General features: G+C 39.8%; 18 protein-coding genes and 1 pseudogene. 4 read left to right on the top strand and 15 right to left on the bottom strand.

Annotated features, from left to right (window positions below; all coding sequences use genetic code 11):
* Window positions 1-410 precede the first annotated feature (410 nt).
* Window positions 411-863, top strand: a complete 453-nt coding sequence (locus tag V7K84_RS12215; protein WP_334838341.1) for a hypothetical protein — start codon at window positions 411-413, stop codon at window positions 861-863.
* 97 nt (window positions 864-960) lie between these two features.
* Here V7K84_RS12215 and V7K84_RS12220 read toward each other — a convergent pair whose 3' ends face one another.
* The 3 genes from V7K84_RS12220 to V7K84_RS12230 form a co-directional block, all read right to left on the bottom strand.
* Window positions 961-2,373, bottom strand: coding sequence for a tyrosine-type recombinase/integrase (locus V7K84_RS12220; RefSeq protein ID WP_334838343.1), 1,413 nt, complete (start codon window positions 2,371-2,373; stop codon window positions 961-963).
* A 176-nt stretch (window positions 2,374-2,549) separates the two neighbouring features.
* Window positions 2,550-3,383, bottom strand: coding sequence for a CRISPR-associated endoribonuclease Cas6 (gene cas6, locus V7K84_RS12225; protein WP_334838345.1), 834 nt, complete (start codon window positions 3,381-3,383; stop codon window positions 2,550-2,552).
* Window positions 3,373-3,993, bottom strand: a complete 621-nt coding sequence (locus V7K84_RS12230; protein ID WP_292847330.1) for a 2OG-Fe(II) oxygenase — start codon at window positions 3,991-3,993, stop codon at window positions 3,373-3,375. The genes cas6 and V7K84_RS12230 overlap by 11 nt, the downstream gene beginning before the upstream one ends.
* A 109-nt stretch (window positions 3,994-4,102) precedes the next feature.
* On the opposite strand from V7K84_RS12230, the gene V7K84_RS12235 reads away from it, so the two are divergent.
* Window positions 4,103-4,513, top strand: a complete 411-nt coding sequence (locus V7K84_RS12235) for a hypothetical protein (protein WP_334838347.1) — start codon at window positions 4,103-4,105, stop codon at window positions 4,511-4,513.
* Here V7K84_RS12235 and cas5d read toward each other — a convergent pair whose 3' ends face one another.
* Genes cas5d through cas3 form a run of 6 tightly spaced genes read right to left on the bottom strand, consistent with a single transcriptional unit; the run spans window position 4,514 to window position 12,417 of the window.
* Window positions 4,514-5,221, bottom strand: a complete 708-nt coding sequence (gene cas5d / locus V7K84_RS12240; protein ID WP_334838349.1) for a type I-D CRISPR-associated protein Cas5/Csc1 — start codon at window positions 5,219-5,221, stop codon at window positions 4,514-4,516.
* A gap of 5 nt (window positions 5,222-5,226) precedes the next feature.
* Complete coding sequence (gene cas7d / locus V7K84_RS12245; protein WP_334838350.1) at window positions 5,227-6,261, bottom strand: type I-D CRISPR-associated protein Cas7/Csc2; 1,035 nt, start codon at window positions 6,259-6,261, stop codon at window positions 5,227-5,229.
* A 43-nt stretch (window positions 6,262-6,304) separates the two neighbouring features.
* Complete coding sequence (cas10d, locus tag V7K84_RS12250) at window positions 6,305-9,619, bottom strand: type I-D CRISPR-associated protein Cas10d/Csc3 (protein ID WP_334838352.1); 3,315 nt, start codon at window positions 9,617-9,619, stop codon at window positions 6,305-6,307.
* The gene (locus V7K84_RS12255) at window positions 9,619-9,999 is read right to left on the bottom strand and encodes a DUF5615 family PIN-like protein (RefSeq protein ID WP_334838354.1); all 381 of its coding nucleotides are present in this window, start codon (window positions 9,997-9,999) and stop codon (window positions 9,619-9,621) included. The genes cas10d and V7K84_RS12255 overlap by 1 nt, the downstream gene beginning before the upstream one ends.
* The gene (locus V7K84_RS12260) at window positions 9,996-10,256 is read right to left on the bottom strand and encodes a DUF433 domain-containing protein (RefSeq protein ID WP_334838355.1); all 261 of its coding nucleotides are present in this window, start codon (window positions 10,254-10,256) and stop codon (window positions 9,996-9,998) included. Before V7K84_RS12260 ends, V7K84_RS12255 begins: the two co-directional genes overlap by 4 nt.
* Window positions 10,257-10,284: 28 nt before the next feature.
* Window positions 10,285-12,417 (bottom strand): type I-D CRISPR-associated helicase Cas3', encoded by a 2,133-nt coding sequence (gene cas3, locus V7K84_RS12265; protein WP_334838356.1) that lies wholly within the window; start codon window positions 12,415-12,417, stop codon window positions 10,285-10,287.
* A 320-nt stretch (window positions 12,418-12,737) separates the two neighbouring features.
* Between cas3 and V7K84_RS12270 the strand changes: the two genes are divergently transcribed.
* Complete coding sequence (locus V7K84_RS12270) at window positions 12,738-13,607, top strand: WYL domain-containing protein (protein ID WP_334838358.1); 870 nt, start codon at window positions 12,738-12,740, stop codon at window positions 13,605-13,607.
* 264 nt (window positions 13,608-13,871) lie between these two features.
* Here V7K84_RS12270 and V7K84_RS12275 read toward each other — a convergent pair whose 3' ends face one another.
* From V7K84_RS12275 to V7K84_RS12295, 5 genes and pseudogenes are all read right to left on the bottom strand, one after another.
* On the bottom strand, window positions 13,872-14,510 hold the full coding sequence (locus V7K84_RS12275; protein WP_334838360.1) for a histidine phosphatase family protein: 639 nt from the start codon (window positions 14,508-14,510) through the stop codon (window positions 13,872-13,874).
* 126 nt (window positions 14,511-14,636) lie between these two features.
* Window positions 14,637-15,500 carry a fructosamine kinase family protein gene (locus tag V7K84_RS12280; RefSeq protein ID WP_334838362.1) on the bottom strand — a complete coding sequence of 288 codons (864 nt, stop codon included), beginning with the start codon at window positions 15,498-15,500 and terminating at the stop codon, window positions 14,637-14,639.
* A 174-nt stretch (window positions 15,501-15,674) separates the two neighbouring features.
* Window positions 15,675-17,003 carry a M16 family metallopeptidase gene (locus V7K84_RS12285; protein WP_334838363.1) on the bottom strand — a complete coding sequence of 443 codons (1,329 nt, stop codon included), beginning with the start codon at window positions 17,001-17,003 and terminating at the stop codon, window positions 15,675-15,677.
* 359 nt (window positions 17,004-17,362) lie between these two features.
* Entirely contained in the window at window positions 17,363-17,734 is a 372-nt protein-coding gene (locus V7K84_RS34255) for a DUF3011 domain-containing protein (protein WP_442940945.1), read from the bottom strand.
* A gap of 363 nt (window positions 17,735-18,097) precedes the next feature.
* Window positions 18,098-19,185, bottom strand: a pseudogene (locus V7K84_RS12295) (ISKra4 family transposase).
* Between the two features lie 119 nt (window positions 19,186-19,304).
* Between V7K84_RS12295 and V7K84_RS12300 the strand changes: the two are divergent.
* Window positions 19,305-19,844: a DUF4241 domain-containing protein gene (locus tag V7K84_RS12300; protein ID WP_334838432.1), complete on the top strand. Its 540-nt coding sequence runs from the start codon at window positions 19,305-19,307 to the stop codon at window positions 19,842-19,844.
* Between the two features lie 164 nt (window positions 19,845-20,008).
* Here V7K84_RS12300 and aspS read toward each other — a convergent pair whose 3' ends face one another.
* A complete protein-coding gene (gene aspS, locus V7K84_RS12305; RefSeq protein ID WP_334838365.1) occupies window positions 20,009-21,796 on the bottom strand; it encodes an aspartate--tRNA ligase in 1,788 nt (595 codons plus the stop codon).
* Window positions 21,797-21,810 lie beyond the last annotated feature (14 nt).

Genomic DNA, 21,810 nt, shown 5'->3' on the forward strand with positions numbered 1-21,810 from the left:
GAGTCATTGCTGATAAGTTTTGTGGGGTATGGATGTCTTAAGACTTCCTCTCGTGAACCAAACAGAGTGCTTGAGACGTGTTCACAGTTTTTAGGCGACTGCTATTCATAATCTTCCCAATAAAACGATACGTAGGTATACCCTCCCATCAAACTAACACTTCAAAGTAACAGTTTTAGTGTTAGTCAGAGTGTTACTTTGGAGTAACACTTTCTACGAAGGGGTATACCTATCTTGTTGTTTTCTGGATTCTAAATATTTGGCATTACGACAAACAACTAGTAAGCTTTGAGTAGAGAAATCCACTAGGTTGAATGATTTATTGAACGCATCCTATATAGCATGGTATGTAGGGCAGGATTAATTCGTTTCCCATCCAAACATACAACTTGTACCAAACAGGAGCTTTGATGATGGTCGATAACAAAGTAAATTTGACCACGGATTTTTTTACACTCAGTTGCCACGGATCACCTTGCGTCGTGGATGCACGACCATACATCGGTGATAGCTGGATAGTAAGAGCTACGGATGAAAAGATTACTAGTAAAGGCGTGATGACAGTTAAATGGCAGATGGTAGCACCGCAAGGGAAACGAGAAGCCAAGCGAATAGCAGAGAAAGCATTGAACATCTATCTAGATTTTGGACGGTTCCTTGTGACAGATGAGGACTACTCAGAAGTAGAAAAGGAATGCATCAAGACTCACGACGTACAAGGGTTGCGGATGCTCACAGCACTGTACCAAGGGGATGATAAATTGGACTACAGAAAAAGGATTGAGAAGCTCATTAAAGTTAATGGACTAAACAAGCCACACGAAAATGCAATAAGGATAATCGAAAACGGAATCGTCAAATAGCCACAAAAAAGAGGGCATCATACCCTCTTAATAGAAGTAACACTTCTTAGTAGCACTTTATTTATGAGGGTATATAACCTTCCTCTTTTTTTTGTGCTTACTTTTTATCCTCAAGAAGTTTTTCTATTAACTCTTGCTGTTTTCTAACTTGCTCTTTTAGTAGGTCGAGTTCAGTTTGCTGCTGGGTTTGTTGATTAGCAGGTAACTCAGGGTTGATTTGTGTTGCATATTTTGCAATATCTCTGTAATGTTTTTTTGACATCTCGTCACTATGCTCGCACCACGTGTTGACTATTGCTGCATCTCGTCCTAAGTCGAATATTTGATGAGTAATGAATGTATGGCGCGTATTGTAACAGGGTAGATATTTTTTCACCTTGCCCAGCTTGATCAACTCAGGGATAATGCCTTTATTGCGAGATGCCTCATAACCGTGCCATACACGTTGCAGTGAATCAGCGTTTATCGCTTTCCCTACTTTGTTTTTGAATATATTTTCGTTAGGTTCCCCTTGTGGAATAGATTTTAAGAGATTCCATAATTCACCATCTTTAGGCATGGGGAACATGCGTATTGTGTCGTTCTTGGTAGACTTATAGATTTTAAGGCGATTGTTGTAGTTTCTCCTCAACAGTATCCTTTCTCTATTCCATTCGATATCTGTCCACCAAATAGCAATCGCTTCACCCGTTCTACACCCTGTGAGAAACTTAAATTTAATAAGATTGTAGTAATGCTTGACCCTATTGTTATCGCTTTGAATGTATTTTAGTATCTCTTGCGCTTCCTCCCATGTGTAAGCCTTGCTCGTGTCTAGTACATCATCGTCATTTTCTACTTCCTTGTTTTGGTCAATAGTGCGATTGCTCCTAGTCTTGGTATTGATGTCTTCTGCCAGTCCATCAAAAAGATTCTGCGTGGTCATCTTTTGCTTGATAGCCAATCTGTAAGCTTCTGATAAACAAGACAGAATTCGTTTAACCGTTGAATGACTGTAATTCCTTAATAGCCAGCTACGCACTTCTAAGGGTTGCTCACCAACCTCAGCGAGAGATTTTTTAATAGCGCGTAAATACTCGCCTCTGAATTTTAATTGATATACGGTTTCTGAAAGACTCTCTCTTCTGAACGAACAATACATATCCCATACTTCCATTAGGGATAGTTCAGGCTTGGGTGGTAATTGGTTATCTGACGTTGCAGGCTCCCTAGATATCCTTAATTTTGCTTGTAACCCGTACTCCTTCAAAATCTCCTGATATCTTCCCAGGTCAAAATTTCCTTGCCCATCATCAAGCTTCCCATCCTCAAGTTCTATCTGCAATCGTCTTTGCAACTGGCTAGCCTTGCTTTCCCAGCCGTCCATTAGTGAGATACCTGTTGCTAGCTTTATTTGACCCTTGTTGCAATAACTTCTAGGGAAGCAAGCCTTGACACTCCCTGAGTCTACCCTGACGGCTACTTGACCTTTTTTTGATTTACCAGTTGGCGTTTTACTACTGTTTACCATAATGCTCAATTAATGCTCAAAATGTGGATTCCAGTTTTTTAGGTAACTGATTCTCAAACATTGTAGCAATCTTATTGTCCTCAACGATGAGGACAATAGGCATATTGATTCAATGCCGCAATGGAAATATATTCGGTTTGGTTCATAATTGAGGTAGTTTTAAATGATTATTAAAATTATGGAGAATATCGCCGCCGTGTCATTCCCATTCCCATAGTTGTTTTGCGACCAATTCCTGCATACAAAGCAAAATCAGCTAAAGCATTAAGTTGCTTAATTTGTATGGGTTCAATTGCCCCCAAAATCTTGTAGTTAACTTCGCCAATAATGCCAATAAATTTACTACGAGAGTCTGCTAATATTTCTGTGTGAATGTTGACAAAAGAAGGAAATATTGACTCAATGGCAATCTGAGTAAATTCTATGCCACTGTACTTATTCCACCGCGAAAGTAGGGAATTAAAAACAGATTCTCTGGTAGGAAGAGTAGTATCATACTGTCCTTGACGAAAGGCGGTAGGCGTGGAAAAGGTAAGATTTATGGAAGAATTGCTATTGCTAGCTTCTTCGTATAATTGAGCATAAGTGCTGGCATTTGCCCAAGGTTGAATAGATTGGGGTGTGCCTTGAATACTGGTAATATACAAGTCAGCCGGGCCAAGATGCCAAGGGCGATTGGGATTAAGATTTAGCCAGAGTTGGGTAAGTTTGCCAAATAAAGTGTCATCTAATAAAGAGATGCGCCACCAACAAGGAGTTCCGGCGGGAATGGGTTGTTGATGTGAGTATTGCAATTTAGATCCCCCTTTACCTCCCTTCAAAAGGGAATTAATTTGTAAAGGGGAGAGGGTGAAAGCTTTATCTGCGGTGGAATCGTGCAAGCGATCGCCTAATGTGCTATCTACAGAACTAACAAGGGTTAAAAATAGGGCGTGGAGATGTCTACCTGTAAGATACTGTGGTGGAATGGGCGATTGGGGTAGCAAATTCAACACTAAACTATGAGGCATACTTTCTCTTTTTGGTTGTAGACTGAGTGCTTCTTGACTCTACAGTAAACTCAGGAATTTCCTGGAGTTCAGCATCACTCAAACTATACTGTTCACAAACGAGACTTAGGCGATTTCCTGGAGTTTTGACAGCGTTAACAGAATGGGTTAAATCACCTTGAAAATAAACTAAAGTATTGAATTGGGGCTTAATTTGCCCAAGTTGGCGTTTGTGCGATCGCAATACCAGTTCTCCCCCTTCCATATCCGCAGGTACGCGCACATAGAGAACACTCACAACCGCAGGCGGTTCAATGGTTTTGGAGTAGGAACGTAAGGAGCGATCGATATGCGGATCGACACGGGAGCCTTCTTTTAGCTGCAAAGGATTGAGGTAAAAAGCATTACAACTCGGCTGGAGAGCCAAATCGAGATAAGGCTTGAAGTAGGGAAACTGCTGTTCTACTTTTGCTAATCCAGAACGCTGAAATACTACAGAAAATCCTTTAGTGGCGACAAAATCGCGGTTGAGGTTGTTGATAGCGAAGTAAGGACAAGCTTGGATTTCTCCCCACAAGTTGTTTAGGTAATCGCTGGGGAAGGCGTTGGATTGTTGCTGGTAATGTTTCACTGGGGATAGAGGAGCGATCGCTGAATGTGGTATCTAAAATTTTAAAGACTATCGAGTGATGATAGTAGTATTCTTTTAAGTGAGAAAAACTACATAGCGAGAAAGACCAATGAGAATTGATGATTACAATGCAGCAAAGGCACTAACTGAAAAACTTAAAGAGAACTTACCCATTAAAGCACGAGCCGGGAAGGAGTTTTTAAAGACATTAAAGCAAAAAGGAGTAAACGCCGATCCAGACAGAGAATTTGAGATTGATTCCGTTGGCTATTCAGGAGATGAAGGCGGGATTATGTGCGGAGTAAAAGAGCCAAATAATCCCGAAAGTAAAGAACAATATATTTCTTCTATTACTCACCTAAAAATTGATCCTAATCATTCTCTAGCTGCTGAAGTACAGGCTTACCAACGCCAGCGAATACGTAAGCTAATGTTGCAAGATTCCAGAGGTTTTAAAGCCGAGTTAATGACGATAGAGCCTCGAAACAATAAAAGCCGTGCTAAAGGTTTTGGGAAGTGATTAACTCCGAAAACGATATTCTATCCGAACTGGAATTTTTAAATTTTGAATGCCATCAAATTGATAGTATTGACCTCGAATTTGGACATTCTGAATTAGACTGACTGGAGGCATATTCACAACATCATAGCTAATCACTTGATTCGTGAACATGACATCTAACGGATTTAATGGATGTGTACAAGTGAATATACCTTCATAAATTTTATGTTTCGGTAATGGTTCAACCGTCACTTCGGCTTTGCTCATCCATTTACCCAAGCGAATCCACTTTGGTAGTTTGAGTTCTTTTTGAGATATGAGAAAAAACTCAAATAGACTTTCTGGTGCTATTTCCTTTGCTCTGCCAAAACTAGGGATATTTTTCTGTATTTTTTCCATTTCAACATGGTAGTTATTGTTAGCATACTTCCAGGTGTTGAGGATGGAAGAATGATTGAGCGATCGCGCCGGAGTTACATAAATTTCCTGTTGATTGAGTGGCGTTAAATGCTCCTCATATTTTGGCACTTGTTCAGGACAAAAGTAGCGATAGGAATGTTCTTCAGCAACGGTAGTAGAGTAGGTTTTGCTATCAACTAAACCCAACGCATAACAGAGAGCATAATTGTGAATAATTGCCTCTGTTTCATACAATCGCCCGATTTCACGAGTTGCGTAATAGAGGCTGTCATGAAGTTCTATTTGACAACGGTAAATAAACACCATATTGCTTACTCCGCTACAGCAGCAGCTTTCTTATTACCCTTGGGATCTTTCTTCGCGTCTTTCTTACCTGATTTAATAATCCATGTTTGAGCATAAACAGATGATTCCGCATTTGCTTGACTCAACATTTCTTGCAATCGAGTTTCATCACTGGTGATAGATTTCACTTCACTCAAAAGTTGTGTGAAGGATGCACCAACAAAATCAGTATGAGAAATGCACTCTTGAGACATTAGAGCAGTAATTGCTTGTGTAGCCGCCTCTAAAACCTCGTCTTCATTGAGCGGATCGGGAGGATTAATTTGCTTTGGAGTTGCATTGCTCATTACGTCATATATCTTTTGTGTCCAGAGAAGATTACTAACAATCTCACCATCAGCGAAAATGACTCCAACTAACTCATTACGCACTCTACCAGTACGGGTAGTCTGCGCTCCGTAATGGCGTGTCCTGAGAATATTATTGAAAACGTAAAGAAATCCAGCTTCAGTGGGATCTTTGAGCGTGACAATACTGGGAAAAAAGACTTGAGGTAAGATATGATCTTGACTATTAATACGGCTGGTTACTTCCCCTTGACGGCTCATTGTCCCATTTTCAAAAGGTGCATTGAGGGTAAAGTTAAGATGAGAATCATCAAAGGGTGTAATAGAGTAAGCTGTGTCTACAACTACTTTAGATTTCTCAGAACCAGAATCACCAATAGCAAAACCGTAGAGAATACAATCAGGAGTAGTTTTGCTGAAATCTACGTTGTAGTCGCATTTTTCCCAGTCACCAATTTTGTAGTTACGTAATAATTCTCTACCTGTTAAACGTTCTGGTGTAGACTGCTTGCGCTTAAACATTACCAAGCGACTAATAGGTTCTTTGTTTTCAATTCCAGCACGTACTCTTGCTTTATTTAGTTCGCCATCTGTCTGAAATAAAGGATAAGATTCTGTAACACGAATAGTAATGAAATGAACATATTTTCCCATTGGTTTAGCAGGGATTACATCGTGAAAAAATTTAGAATCGAGTGTTTTCAAGAATTTCATGATTTGATTGCTCCGATTTAGTTATTTGGAAAAAAAGAATAAATTAGACTGATGCTTCAAGTTCTAATTCAGGAATATCATCAGGTTCATCTTGCGGACGTGCTTTACGTTCTTCATCATCTGCTAGACGATAAAGGTATTCACAGGTATCTCTAATTAAATTGAGTTGAGTACCTGCTAAACGTGCGCGATCGCTTTTAAAGCTTCCCTCAAATATTTCTTTTACAAAATACTTAGAGAACTCATAAACTGCTTGACGTTCTTCTTCGGAAGTTAAGGCAGGTTTCCACTTACCATCAATTAAAGTTAATGTTGGTTTTCCTTCAGCCGCTCTCCGTCGCACATTGTTCATCAGCTTGGCTAGACGAGCCGCTACCACATCTATTAAAGAATCAGTGTCACTAGCCATAGATTTATCAATTTTCAAAATTACATCAGCAGCTTCATCAATTGGTTTGAGAATTGCATTAGCTTTGGCATATTGACTTTTAGAACGATAAAAACGACGGTAGAGTTCTGTTAACTTACGCAGTTGATTCACAGCTTTTCCTTCTGGTTCAAAATAGTGATAAAAATCCAAGTATAGGCGAACTTTCGCCATAGGTACAGAATCAATTTTGTCTTGCTTTCGCAACCATTTATTAAGGTAATGGAAGACATAGAGGGGACTGGTTTCTAAATCTCGTGCCAAATCTGCTAACTTTCCCCAATCTGGATCGCCATCTTTTTTACGGTTAACTTCCAAGTGAATAGAATAAGCAGCAGTGAGAGTATTGAGGGGAGAAAATTCACGATTTTCTGAACTACGAGGTAGAATGCTATCTAAACGATAGTTATCTTTTTGAATCAAAGAACGAATCGCTTGATGTTCTCCATCAATTAAAACTGTTTGTTCAAAATCAGCACCACTAATGAAAGGTGGTACAGGTGATTCTGATGCTACGACTTTCACATCGAGAACAAGCGGTAACGCTAATGCTAACCAAGCGGGTGTTACCCAAGATTCTGTATCTGTAGCCTCTCTTCCAGGCGGTAAGCCTAAAAAGAAAAATGTCAGAGTTTCATGTTCTGGAAAGCTAATTTTGAAAGTGCGATCATCTTCTGGTTTTAGATTTTCTTTAATCAAGAGAGAATCAACTTTTTGATAATCATCAATTTGAAACTTTGCAACTTGATTTTCTGCGATAAAATGCTTACGCATTTCGGCATCAAACCGAGTTCGAGAAAATTGATTGTAAGCCTTTTGCAAAAATTTATTGGTTTCTGGGGTAAAAAAGTAAGTTGGATAAAGGTAGAGATAACGATATTTGCGTCCTTCAAAATCTGCTCCTACGGCATTTGTTTGGTTCATCAAAATTTGTCTCAACATAATTTCAATTGACCAAATTGAGCAAATTTGCCGTTTAGCAGCTTGAGCATTAAATAAAATCTGACGATTACTGTAGACTTGAGGAGCAAATAAAGTCGCTGATTCCATCTGTTCAGTTACAGTATATGAAGAACTAGAAATTGCACAAACGTTTTCTCGTCCTCTACCTGTAATTTTGGCGGCATTATAGCGTTTAAGTTCAACTAAAAATGAGTCTGGGTTTGGTTCTATAACTGCGCCTGTTGGTAAAAAAATAACTTGATTGACATAAGTTTTTAAGTCATCCCAGCCATCGGGCATATCCTGAAACTCTGCTAAAATTGGTCTAATAAAAGCAGCAATATGATTTACCATTCCTTTCATAATTTTCAGAATTTGAGCAAAGCTTAATCCTGAATGATTACGAAAGTATTTTGCTGCTAGGTAATACCAATCAAGAGGTACACCACCTGTTTTTTTCAAAGATTGAATTTCTCTGACGGCTGGAATTTCTGCTGACAATTCCAAATATTCAGCTAGCTTTTGTGTCAAATCCAAATCTGGAATACTTTTTCTCTGATTTTTTGTTAGCTGTTTCTGCCAATCATTAACTTTTTCGCACCAACTACCCCAAATCCCTCGACACAAAACATCACCAAATTCTGCCAAGCGATCAATGCGAATTTCATTAGCAATTTGTAAATTTAAGTGTGCTGATAGTTCGCCTTGTGCTTGATAATTCAGCAAGCTTTCGCCTCGCTTACCAGCAGAAGCAGGTTTTGTGTCTGGAAGTACCCGAGAAGCAGCATTAATGCTAACTTCCATTAATTCAACTACATCAAAAAATAACCAGTAATAATCTGCAAATTTAAAACCCTTGCCATCACGATTAAAACCTGTCTGTCTTTCCTTCAGTTTCTCTGCACATAAGTACTTTATTTTGGTAATAACTTGTTCAGGAATTCCATCAGTTGTAATCGGAGGAGCATCAACAGTAGCTAAATAGACAACGCCATCAGGTAGATAGAGTAAGGGTGTATAAAAATCTTCAGGATGTGCTGCAATTAAAGCATTATTGAAAATATTTGTGAGAATTCCACGATTTTCTGAAAGGGAATGATAAGTAAGTTGTAATTGATGATTGCTTAATCTTGCAAGCAATGTAGGTAAACGACCATTTTCTACATCTCTCGGATGTTTAATTACTGAAGCAAATAAATCAGATAGTGAAACTAAGTCAATTAGAACCTGTCTAATTCTGCTATCTAGTCTTTCATCATTTGAAGGTTTTAATCCACGAGTAATCAACCCTAAATTTGAATCATTTTTAACTCCTGCATTGCTGCTAATTTCAATAATGTCATCGATAAGTTCTTCCCATTCTTCACCTAGTAAGTGGTATAAGCCAAAATCTAAAATCTTTTTGTTAATGTACCCACGTCCCAAGTTCGGAGCATCTTCTTTTTTTGGTGGTTCTTCTTCCCAATTGCGAATGATAAAATTTTGTTCTAACCAATCTCGATAGTCAGGGAATTTTTCATAGTCATGCAGCAAGTAAGAAACAATAAATACAGAGGATTGCAAATCTTCACAATTACGCTTAACTGGATTTGTGCCTATTCCTTCTGCTTGTAACTTCCTCAAAATCCGATAGCTGGGAAATAGACCATTAAGTAAGTGAGCAAGTATAGATTGGTCGCCAGCGTTGTCTCTACGAACAGGATTTTTACCTGCGGCTGCGCGTTTGGCATTTATAATTTCTATCGTGACTTCAAAGAATTTACCGCCTTTAGCGGTTGCGCCTGCTAACTGCCGAATTAAATTAGGTAAGACATAATCTGCAAACTTTTCTAGGATGCGATCGCCTTCATTTCCTTTTGCCTTTTTTACAGCTTCTTTAAATAACCGAATTGTGAGAAGTTCGCGTTTGACAGGCGATTCATCATCTTCATCCTTTCCTGAATCAAAATCTGGTACTTCTTCCGGTAAATCATCATCAAATTCGTTCATTAATTTGCTTCCTCGCTTTCAATAGCTTGATATTCGAGTATTTTTGCTTGTTGAATAATCCATAATTTACCTATCACATCGGCGGATTCTAGCCCAGTGATTAATATTTCAATAGCTTCACGCCAATCAGCAAATGTGTAGCGAGAGAGTAAACGAATAATTACAATTTCTGAATAGTTAGAGGGATTATATTTCAGACGATTTCCAAAGCCGCGATCGCAAGTGACTAAACATCTACCCTCACGGCGACAAACATCAATAACTTCGGGATCGGGTGCAGAACTTAAGCCTTGTCCTGGTACTGTTGCAACATCGTGTCCTGCTAATTGCAATAAAGTTACAACGCGCAAGTCGATATTTTCATCTAGCTTTAATTTCACGCACTTGCTTCCTTTTTTTTTGTCAAAGGAAGTTCCACAAAAACATCCCGCGCCATCTCTGCACCGTAGGCGATACAAGCCAGTACATCTTCTCTTTCTATGCTTGGATAAGCTTCAAGAACTTCTTCAATTGTTGTACCACCAGCTAAATAATCAAAAATTAGAGAAACCCAAATACGATGTCCGCGAATGCACGGTTTACCAAAACAAATGTTCGGATCGATGGAAATACGAGAAAGCAAATCATTGTTAGTCATGTAGCTTCACCTCTAATAGCCTCTAGTTCTAACATATCCATCCTTCATCATCCTTTGGCTTCCAATGCCAAGTTAAGGTTTCCAATAACAGCGCATCTTGTCCAAAAGTAATGGTGTAGCGGGGATGGCTATCTTCTGGCTCGTCAGTAAGGGGGTAAGCTTGAAAATGCATAGGTAATCCGAGAGTGGCGCGTAAAAAGTTGCGATCGCGGTCTGAAATGAAGCACACTAGTTTACGTCTACTCACAGCATCACTAATTTGGTTGATACCGTAACCGTGTCGTTGCGAAATCTCTAAACCTTGTAGTTCGTGTTGTTTATCTGGTAAAACTTGCACCTTACCAGATTTAGCTAATTCTCTCAGATTCCCTGGATAATAGAAGTGCCAATCTTCCCGCACATCCCGATAGCCTTTGAACTTTAGATAACACAAACCTTTATCAAAGCGAGTAGTAATTACTCCAGCTTTCTCGGCTTCTACCATGAAGCTATTTTTATCCCATAACTCGAAAATAAAGTTATTGAGAATACCAGGAAGATTATACATTTTAAATCTTTCTGCTTCTGGCTCATCTGGATTAGTTAAGTCATAAATTGCACAATCTAACTGGCTACTTCCCCGAAAACTTCTAGCCTCATCAATAATTTTTGTTTTTCCTTCACTCTGACAGCGATAAAACTGTGCGTTCATCTGTTTAATGCTAATTCCCAAAGCATTTTGAACACTAGTACCAAATTTCTTAGCTACCTCTGGATATTTCTCTTTGATATGATAGTTTCCTTGCAGCTTTGAATAGATATAAGCTGACTGTATACCACCCCATCGCTGAGGATATCGCTCAAACTGATTTTTAAATGTCCAAAATTTATCAATGGCATTTTTAAAACTAATGCGGTCATAAGTTTCACCATCTTCTAAAGGATGAGATTTGTCTACAAATAGCCTTGCAACAAGAAAGTTAGGTATTAAAGCATAAGCTTGATAAGTTTCAAAACCTTCATGTCTGCCAACCCTACCAAATCGTTGAATAAAGTTTCCCGCATCAGCAGTTTCAAAAACTAAGAAATTAATCCGAAAGTCTACCCCAACATCAATTGTAGACGTACCCAAAAGTAAATCTGCTTCGGCAACTGATTGAGACTTTTCTGTTTCTCCAGTTAAGCCAGTATTTTCTCTAACCTTCCATCGCGGTTCAAAAATAGGTTTTAACTTATCTATTAGTTTTTTAACTGCTGCGATGGAATTTAAAATAATTGCACCTTTGCTGTTAGGATAGTCTTGAAAAAACTTTAAAATCACCGTTTCAGCATTTTCTTCTATCCATTTATAGCTAGAACTAAGATTAGACTCTATTCCTTGAGCAAAGCATAAGTTAATAGGTTGACTAATCTGCCGCCACCCATCGGTTGAATCATCTGATGAAAATTTGTAAGCTCCAACAGCATCTGGAGCAATTTCTTTATATCTAAGTTGAGCCTTTTCTAGAAAAGTCTTTAACAATTCGTTAGGTGTAGCAGAAAGGAAGAGAAATTTTTTATGATTATCGCCAGTGTGTTTAATTAAAAGTATTGTATTGATAACACTAGCTATTTGTGACGATGAAAATATATGAAATTCATCATAGATAAATAATTTATAATTTTCATCTATACCTCTGAATAACCTGTCAGGATTATCTATCTTTCCTCTCAAGTAGTAAAAATTATGGATGTAATGGAAAATATCAGGGTTCGTCAGTAGAATTTCATAGTTAGTAGAAAAATCTTCTATGCCATCTCGTTTGGAAGACAGCTTACCAGTAGCTATATATTTTTCCAAAATAGCCGCATTTAAGCGATTAATTTGAGGTTCGTACTTGGGTTTAAATTTATCTTTGTATCCTTGAACCTGTTTTTCTTGATCTCGTGCAAGTTCATTTGTGGGATACATTGCTAAAGTGTACGTGCGATTTGTCATCGCTGACAAATAAGCAGCCAAACTTTTACCATCGCCTGTTATCGCTCTATTGAAGACAACATCAATATTTGGATCTTGTAATGCTTGATAGGTTTCTGCTTGATGCCAAGAAAGCGACCAATCTTTAGGTAATTTCACCCCGTTAGGTGTGTTAACGGTTTGAGAATAGACAGGTTTGAGATTTATGCTGTAATTTTCGGACATATCCTTGGAAATTCCTTGTAAATGCTTAGTTTATCTAAATTGCTATGTTGAAAGAATGACAAACTTATGAATTCAAGCAATTTCTGCCACCAATGGCGGCAGTTTTTATATATGTGCTAAGAAATACCACTTACAAATTTCTGCAACCATTGGTTGCAGTTTTTAGATGGGTATAAAACATCTCCAGCCTATTTCTCGCACCAATGGTGCGAGTTTTTCAATTTACTTAAAAACTGTCCGTAACTCGTTGTTATTCCCTATAATGCCATGCAAAATAGAAGTTGCCAAGATATATCCGTATAAAAGTGTCCGTATAAAATATGAGTCGAAAAGGTCAATCTATTACACTGTCGATATCAGAACGTGATAAAGCCGAGCTAGAAGCGATCGCTCGTGAATTCGGTATGATGTGGGGAGAGGAGCAGCCTAATATCTCCAAGTTAATTAAAGCGATCGCTCAACGTAAGTTACTCATCGGTAACAATAACGATTGGAAAGAACCACGCATCAGGGCATTACATCGCTGTATCAATGCGTTGACAGATATCGGGCAAATTGAACAAGCTCAAATCATTGCAAACTTACTTCTCGAACGCAGCGAACTATCATTACCACTGCGGGACGAAATCGAACGTTTCTTAGAGAATTTGCCCCCACCTTGGCGCTTAGAAATAGACCGCTATATCTTGCGCGAACAGCCCTTTCAGCTTTCCTATCAAGATGCAACTGGACGTTTATTAAATTTTACGGTTCGCCACGCCAAAGCAGCACCCCATGAAAAGCGACAATATCTTGATTGCTGGTGCGAAGAGACAGAAGGAAACTTTGATATCCCAGAACTGGTTCACAACTGGAGTTTGCGATTAGACCGAATTACGGATGCGGCGGTGACTTCAATTTCCGGTGAGTGGCGTACTAATTTGGATGAGATAAAAGTAGAAATGCACTTATTAGCAAATTTGGCTTTTGCTTATCAAGCTAAACCAGAAGATGATATCCATGAATGGCTATCAGATAAACCAAAAGTTCGACGAGTGATTAGGCGAGTATCGAGTACATTTTGGTTTATACGGGAAGTGATGCAGTATGCGCCAGATTGTGTAGTGATATTACCAGAGAATGTGCGCGATCGCCTCAAACAAAAACTCCTCACCCTCTGCCAGTTATACGATATTGAAACCAGGAGTTAAGTCTTGTGGGATAGGCATCTTGCCTATATTAGGCAAGAACCTATGAAAATAGATCGGTTCGGCAAGGCAGAAATCCTCATAATCGATCAAATTAATTTCCTATTTACTGAGAGCTTTGTCAACCCACGCGATTGCTATTAAGGCGGGCGAAGCAGCGCCTTCCAGTTAAAAAAATATCCAATTGTAGGGGCGCAAGGCCTTACGCCCCTACAAATCTAGAAATAATTTGGGATAATTTATTTTTTGCAAGTCCCTAAGAGACTATTATGTTCCCGGACGAGAGCGAATGCGATCGGGTATATGATGGCGATCGCCTAATATTTCTAATAAAGGGCCATTAACGTCAAATTTCACCATACTTACCGACGCGACCAAAATATTCACCCGATAGCGATAGCGTCCCAAATCAATACCCAGTAAACTGCAAAGCATAATCCGAATCGTAGCTTTATGAGAAACTACTAAAACATTACCTTGGGGATGTTTTTCTTGAATTTCAGCAATTACAGGCATAGAACGGTTAGCAATATCTACCGCAGTTTCTCCACCTAGTGGTGCATTCCAAGCTGGTTCTGTCACCCATTTAACATAGTTTTCTGCGTAATTCTTTTGGGCAAACGATTTACTCTTAGTTTCCCATTCGCCGTAACTACCTTCTCTAAGTCCGTCACGCAACTGCATATCTATACCGATAGCATCACAAAATGGCTTGGCAGTTGCAATTGCGCGCTTCATCGGGCTAACATAAACCCCTTCCCACTTCAATTGTTGATAAACATCGGCAAAAGCGGATGCCATCTGCATACCTTCAGAAGTCAACTCCGCATCAGTTTCACCGCAGAAATTACCACTTTGACTAAAAGTAGTTTCTCCATGTCGCAGTAAATATAAATTGAGTGTCATAGCTTGTATGCGATTAGGATAAAGGAGTTTGTGCAAAAATAAAATAGCATCAATCTCGCGATCGAGTCTGTGACACCAGGACAAAGTAATCAACCAAAAAAGTCAATCAACCACAATCCGCATCCCTTATCGTAAAATCTGGTCAATCATCCTATTGGCTTGCGAATCGTAACTACCCCCAAATAAATTGAAGTGATTCAAAATGTGATACAGGTTATAAAGCGTTTTTCTCTGCTCATAGCCTGCATCTAACGGAAACACCTCGTTGTAACCTTTATAAAACGCTGCTGGGAAACCACCAAACAATTCGGTCATGGCGATATCAACTTCTCTATCTGCAAAATAAGTTGCTGGATCGAATATTACAGGTTCTCCCGATGCAGTACACCCAGCATTTCCGCCCCATAAATCGCCATGTACTAAAGAAGGTTGCACTTGACGATCTGCCAAGAGTTCAGGGATAGCTGCTAATAACTTGTCTTCTTTGGGGAAATTACCTCCCCGCCGCCTTGCCAACTGAAATTGATAACCCAGACGATGTTTAATATAAAATTCCGTCCAGTCTGCTGTCCAAGTATTAATTTGAGGTGTGGAACCAATGGTATTGTTAATTTTCCAACCAAAAACTTGACTATTGCTAGCTTTATGCATCGCTGCTAACTTGCGTCCCATTTCTAGCCACGAATTGCTGTTACCGCTACCAAGTTCCAACCATTCCAGAACGATGTAACTAGAATTATCAGCAGTACCCCAGCAAATTGGTTTGGGGATGCGAATACTAGCTGTTGCTAGCATTTCCTTTAAACCCAACGCCTCAGCTTCAAACATTGCTACTTGGGATGCAAGGTTTTGTTTGACGAAGTAGGTTATCTCACCATTAGAGACAGCATAACCTTGGTTGATACACCCGCCACCAACCGATCGCCGTTGCTGACTCTGGAATTTTTCGCCAGTCACCTGGCTAATATGGGTGTCGATTTGAGTCCACATGATTAAATTGGGGAGTGGGGGATGAGGGGGCAGGGGAGCAGGGGAGCAGGGGAGCAGGGGGGCAGGGGAGCAGGGGAGCAGGGGAGCAGGGGGGCAGGGGAGCAGGGGAGGCAGGGGAAGAATAATTAATTATTGATTAATTATTCTTCCCCTGCCTTATTCCTAATTTTTAATTTACGGCTTGACGAAAATTACACCATAAGCTTCAGGAGATAGATACTCTTTGGCTGCTTGCATCAAGTCTGTTGCATCTTGGCTCTGAATTATCGCTGGGTAGTTAAAGGCGGGTTCCAAATCTCCCACCAAAGATTGATAATAACCATACAACCCAGAGCGATCGCTTGGTGTTTCGTTACCAAATATAAATCTGTTAGCTACTCGCTGCCGTATACGAGCAATTTCTGATTCTGTTATCAACTCTGTTTGTAGTTTGCCAATGTGTTGAGCGATCGCATTCTCTACAACTGGTAAATTTTCTACTGCGCATTTAGCTGAAATATAAAATACCCCTTGTAGCTCGTTGCTCATGTTGCTCACAGAAATTGAAGAAACTAATCCCCGTTCTTCCCGTAAATCCCTCACTAGTCTTGATGTGCGTCCGTGTCCTAAAATTCCGGCTAAAACATCCAATCCATAGGTACGATCTAACTGAGTCATTCCTGGAACCCGCCAAACCATTACTAGCCTTGCTTGTTGCAGACTTTCATCGATAAATTCTCGACGAACAATTTCTGTAAATGGTGACTCAGGATTTAGTGAGGAGTGAGGAGTAGGCTTGCCGTGACTTGTACTGAGCGTAGTCGAAGTAGCGTAGCCGAACGGGAGTGGAGAGTGGGGAGTTTTAGTGGCTTTTGTAAATCCTTCCGCAACAGTTGCAATTAATTCTTCCACGGGCAAATTGCCCACAGCCACAGCCGTAATTGACTGGGGTTGATACCAATTAGCATGAAAATCTCGCATCTGCTGGGGTTTAAGTCCGGCAATCACCGATTCTGGCCCCAATACTGCACGGCGATAGGGTAGACGATCAAAAGCTGTCTCCATCGCCCGCCTATATGTACGCCGTTGGGGATTATCTTCTGAACGCCTAATTTCTTCTAAAACTACCAATCGCTCGCGTTCAAAAGCATCATCAGGAATACTCGCGTTCGATACTACATCTATTTGTAGTGGCGCAAGCTCGGCAAAATCTTTGGGGGCAGTAGTTATATAGTAATGAGTATAGTCTTGGCTAGTAGCGGCATTGGTGACAGCACCCCGTTCTTCAATTCGACGTTCAAACTCGCCACTTGCCAGTCGTTCTGTTCCTTTAAAAATCATGTGTTCTAAAAAGTGAGCCATACCGTTAATGGCATCAGGTTCTACAGTAGAGCCAACTTTTATCCACAAGTTGAGGTTTACGGCTTCAACTGGCATTTGCTCGGCAATGATTGTCAAACCATTGGGCAACTTGTGCAGCGTCGGAGCATTGAGACGGGGAAATTTCCGCAGGGTTGAGGTCATTGCTACTTGTGTGTTAGGAGCATATTACTCTCTTATCTTATCTGCGACTCTAAAATAAGCACTGCGATCGCTTCTCGACAAAAAAAGAAGCGATCGCATTAGCAAGAGACGCAAACAAGACTTGACAGCTTGTGTACTTCATCAACTTGAAATTAGCTGTATATACCCGAAACATCTATCCAAAGTTTTGAAACTTTGGATAAATGCCTACTAGACACGCACTCGAAAGCAATGTCTGATTAACATACATAGAAATCAATACCCTCTTAGAGTTGATAAGGGCTTTACTTATAAAAGTTAGCAGAAGTAAGTTTCTTAATTTCTGCCTAACTATCTATATTGATGCAATGCCCAGTCTCCTATCTGTCATATCTATCGTTGCGATCGTATCTATCGTTTCGATCGTTTCTGTCATATCTATCGTTTCGATCGTTTCTGTCATATCTGTCGTTTCTGCGATCGCCAACTGAAAACTCAGCTCGGCAACCATTTCTCACCCAAATACGATTTCTCCGATAGCCCCAATTTCCTCTACAACTGGTGTTAGACAATTGCCTGACAAGCCTCACTCTGCCTCTTGTATCTACCGAACAAGTATTCCTTCGATTATTTTGGCTTGAACAAGTTATTATCTCTTCAGCCGAAGCTGGAGCAGCAATACTCAAAAGTGTACCGATACCAAGACTAGCAACCAGAAAGGTCGCAGCAATTGTGGGAAGGCGCATAATCATAATAATAAAATGCTAGATTTCTTCCAGATTTCAGAAACAAAAACTATAGTAATTCTAGCAAATTGCATTCAGAGCCAATGCATAAATCAGATTAAATGCAAAAAATATTTGCATTTTGAACTTCATCAAAGATAACAGGTTCTATCAAGCACTTAAGCATTCTAAGGGTTTGAAGTATTTTGTGCTACAATATCTATTTCAAGCGTTATACAAAAATGCAAAAATGGATACTATTAATTTTTATAAAGCTTTAAGAGGTGAAAAACTATCTAGTTCAATTGGAGATATTACATTTACAACCCATTATGTTGGGGAATTAATTATAACTTCAGGAAGATTAGTAGGGAGCATCCCAGTTTTTATTTAGCGAGCAAATATTAATCCATTAAGATAGGCACAACGATGAGCTAGAACTTGAGGAACGTTATCAATTTTCCATTGTGCCCCAGAAATTTTAATTCGACGATCAATCTGCTTAACAGTGGACTCTACAGCACCAGAACCAATTGAGCAAATCTGTTCGGCTTGATAATACTGGTAATTGACTATACGGTGTCGATGTTTCTCAATGTAAACACAGAAATTAAGAGCTTGTTTGATTTTACAGTCAGCAAATAAAGCGATTGCCTCATCTACTTTGCCCTTCCAAAGTAAACTTTTTGCCTTGTTGTTTCTTTTGATTGAACCACCTACTTTATGTAGGTTTTCCATGAGATGAAACCAATCGAGTATTTCGCGGCGTTCAATAGGAGGAGTAAATTCACGAATAATATTCCAAATTCCGTCATGTCCATCTCCAATACAGGTCAGTATAGGAGCCATGATTTGGCTGTTGACCCAATTGACTACAAGATTATTTTCTTGGAATGAGGCTGCGTAGTTTACCGCCGTAGGCATCGCAGCCAAGTTGTGCAGACGTACAGCTTTATAACCTTTCCAGTCACAGGGTTGTCCAATTGGTGTACGAATACGAATATTTCCACCATCTACACTCAACTCTTCAACTGTTGACTCTGATAAAGGTAATTCAAAATTTTGACGGTGTACAAGTCGCTGCTGAACACTTTTCGATACTTCAACCCCAGTCAAATATTTAACATCTTCTGCCGCTCGTTGGTATGATACTGAAGCGCTAGTTCGGAGGCAACAGGCTTCTAAATATGGACTCAGTTGGCTATGAGGCAAGAGTTATAGCTTTTGTGCTTGAGAACTTGTAATTGGTAGCTCTCCAATGATACTTTTTACTTTTCGTTTATATCCTGTGTTTTCTCCCGTGACATTTTCGATAAAAAAACCCCTACTTCTGGCATGACATATTCTTGCATTTGAGAACGTACTACTTCTTCTATCTTTGCCAAGCTTTTGATTTGCTCACTATTGGCGTTTTTGTACAGTATCTTCGCTATTGCACGAGAGTATTCTATGACCTGTTGATGTTCTTCGGGAGTCATGGATGCACCTGGTATTGATCACTTTATTGTCCCTTGATAGTGTCTAATTACTCCCCTACCTCATATTTCTGTAACAATCTTTTGGTCTTACTTATTTATTATTGATGGAAGAATAAAAACTGGGATGCACCCGATTAGTAGCTTGCGATCCACTTGCTTTTCCTGATAGTGAAGCTTTTCAAAAGTCTTTACCAATTGGTAAATATCCTGTTTTCTTAATTGTTGAGCATTATCCAAGAAATAATGACCAAAGAGTGGCTTATGCCATAATTCGTATTAGCGAACAAACTCCCGTAAATTGGAAATTAGGTATTTGCTCTGATGAAGAACTAGCTTCGCTTACAGAAAATGACACCTTGGGTTATCCAGTTGATTCTGGAACCGGTTGCTTTATGGATTTTGATGCAGTAAAAATTCTTGACGATTCAATATACTATGCATACATTGCTAATCCCCAAGAAGAAAGCTTGATAGACCTGATTCAAGATGAATTAAGAAAAAATTACAGACCTACATGGGATTGGGCAAATATTTGTATAGATAAATCTACCCAATTAAATATAATTGCCTTTTCATCAGGGTATGGAGATGGTATTTACCCAACCTACTTTGGATACGACACCGAAGATAAAATTGTTAACATTGTCACTGAGTTTTGAATATTAAAATAATCAAAATTGCTGTCGGATTATACAAGTAGTATTCCAACCCAAAGAGCGCTCCAAAACACTGAGTGATAGAGCGCACCTTGGGTTGGCTTTTTTGGTATTAGCAATGAAACAAACGATATTGCTGTTTATGCCGCTTAATTGGATAAAGTCGGTTAAGACTTTGGTTTATAAGTCGAAGCAACGTGTAATTCTTTCAACTGTTTAGCATCTACACTCGAAGGCGCATCTGTTAACAAACAACGTGCTTGTTGTGTCTTCGGAAAAGCAATTACATCCCGAATGGATTCTTCTCCAGCTAACAACATTACCAAACGATCTAAACCGTAGGCGATGCCACCATGCGGCGGTGTACCATATTCAAATGCTTCTAAGAGAAAACCAAATTTACTTTGTGCTTCTTCAGGAGATAAACCGATCGCTTCAAACACTTGCTGTTGAATTTCTCGCTGATAAATCCGCAGACTTCCGCCGCCAACTTCTACCCCGTTGAGTATTAAGTCGTAAGCTTGGGCGCGTGCAGTCTTTAAATCGCTCAAATCATCAGGATGTGGTGCTGTGAACGGGTGGTGTAATGCTTCTAGACGCTTTTCGTCAGCATTCCACTCGAACATTGGGAAATCTGTAATCCAGAGTAAGTTGATTTTTTCAGGATCGATTAAGTTAAATTCTCTAGCGATCGCTTGTCGTAATCTATCTAAAGTTTTATTAACTGTAGCAGCATCACCAGCCCCAAACAACAGCAAATGTCCAGCTTTTGCACCTGTACGGCGCAAAATTTCTTGTTTTTGTTCTTCGCTTAAGTTGTCTTTAATTGCCCCAATGGTGTCAATTTCGCCATCATCCCTAACGCGGATAAAAGCTAAACCTTTAGCACCGGCTTCGCTGGCTTCTTTAAATAAATCGCCACCTGGTTTAATGCGGACATTAGAAATTACATCGTTACCGTTGGGAATGGGGAGGATTTTGACGATACCACCATTGGTAACAGTGTCCCGAAAGACTTTAAAACCAGAGTCTTTCAAGATATCTGAGACATCAACTAATTCCAAACCATAGCGTGTATCTGGTTTATCACTACCGTAGCGTTCCATCCCCTCAGCATAAGTAAGACGCGGGAAAGGGCGCTGTAACTCAATGCCTTTAACTGTTTTGTAGATATGGCAAACTAAATTCTCGTTTAGTTCGATAATTTCTTCTTGGGACATGAAGCTCATTTCCATGTCCAACTGCGTGAATTCTGGTTGTCTATCGGCGCGTAAGTCTTCGTCACGAAAACAACGGGCAATCTGATAATATCTATCTAAGCCGGATACCATCAGCAATTGTTTAAATAGCTGGGGTGATTGCGGCAAAGCATACCATTCACCAGGATTGACGCGACTGGGTAGAACATAATCCCGCGCTCCTTCTGGGGTAGAACGGGTAAGAATTGGGGTTTCGACTTCGATAAAACCTTCCAAATCTTCTAAATAACGACGCATGGCTTTGACAATTTGATGACGCAGTTGCAAATTTTGCGCCATACGTTCGCGTCGCAAATCCAAATAACGATATTTCAGCCGTAAATCTTCCCGCACTGTTTCGGTGTCAGCTACAGAAACTTGGAAAGGTAACTGTTTGCGAACAGCATTCAGGAGTTCAATTTTATCGGCGTAGATTTCTACCTCGCCTGTGGGGATGCGGGTATTCAACGATTCTTCAGGACGTTGTGTTACCCTACCAGTGATTTTGACAACATATTCATTTCGCAGGGCGTTCGCATGTTCGTAAGAATCTGGGGTGCGTTGCGGATCGCTGACGATTTGGACAATTCCAGAGCGATCGCGTAAATCTAAAAATATCACACCACCATGATCGCGGCGACGGTCTACCCATCCGTAAAAGGTAACAGTTTCTCCAATATGTTCTTTTCGGAGTTCGCCGCAATAGTGAGTTCGCATAAGTCTTAGTTATT

Origin of the sequence: Nostoc sp. (genome assembly GCF_036917315.1) — a bacterium.
Lineage (GTDB): Bacteria > Cyanobacteriota > Cyanobacteriia > Cyanobacteriales > Nostocaceae > Nostoc.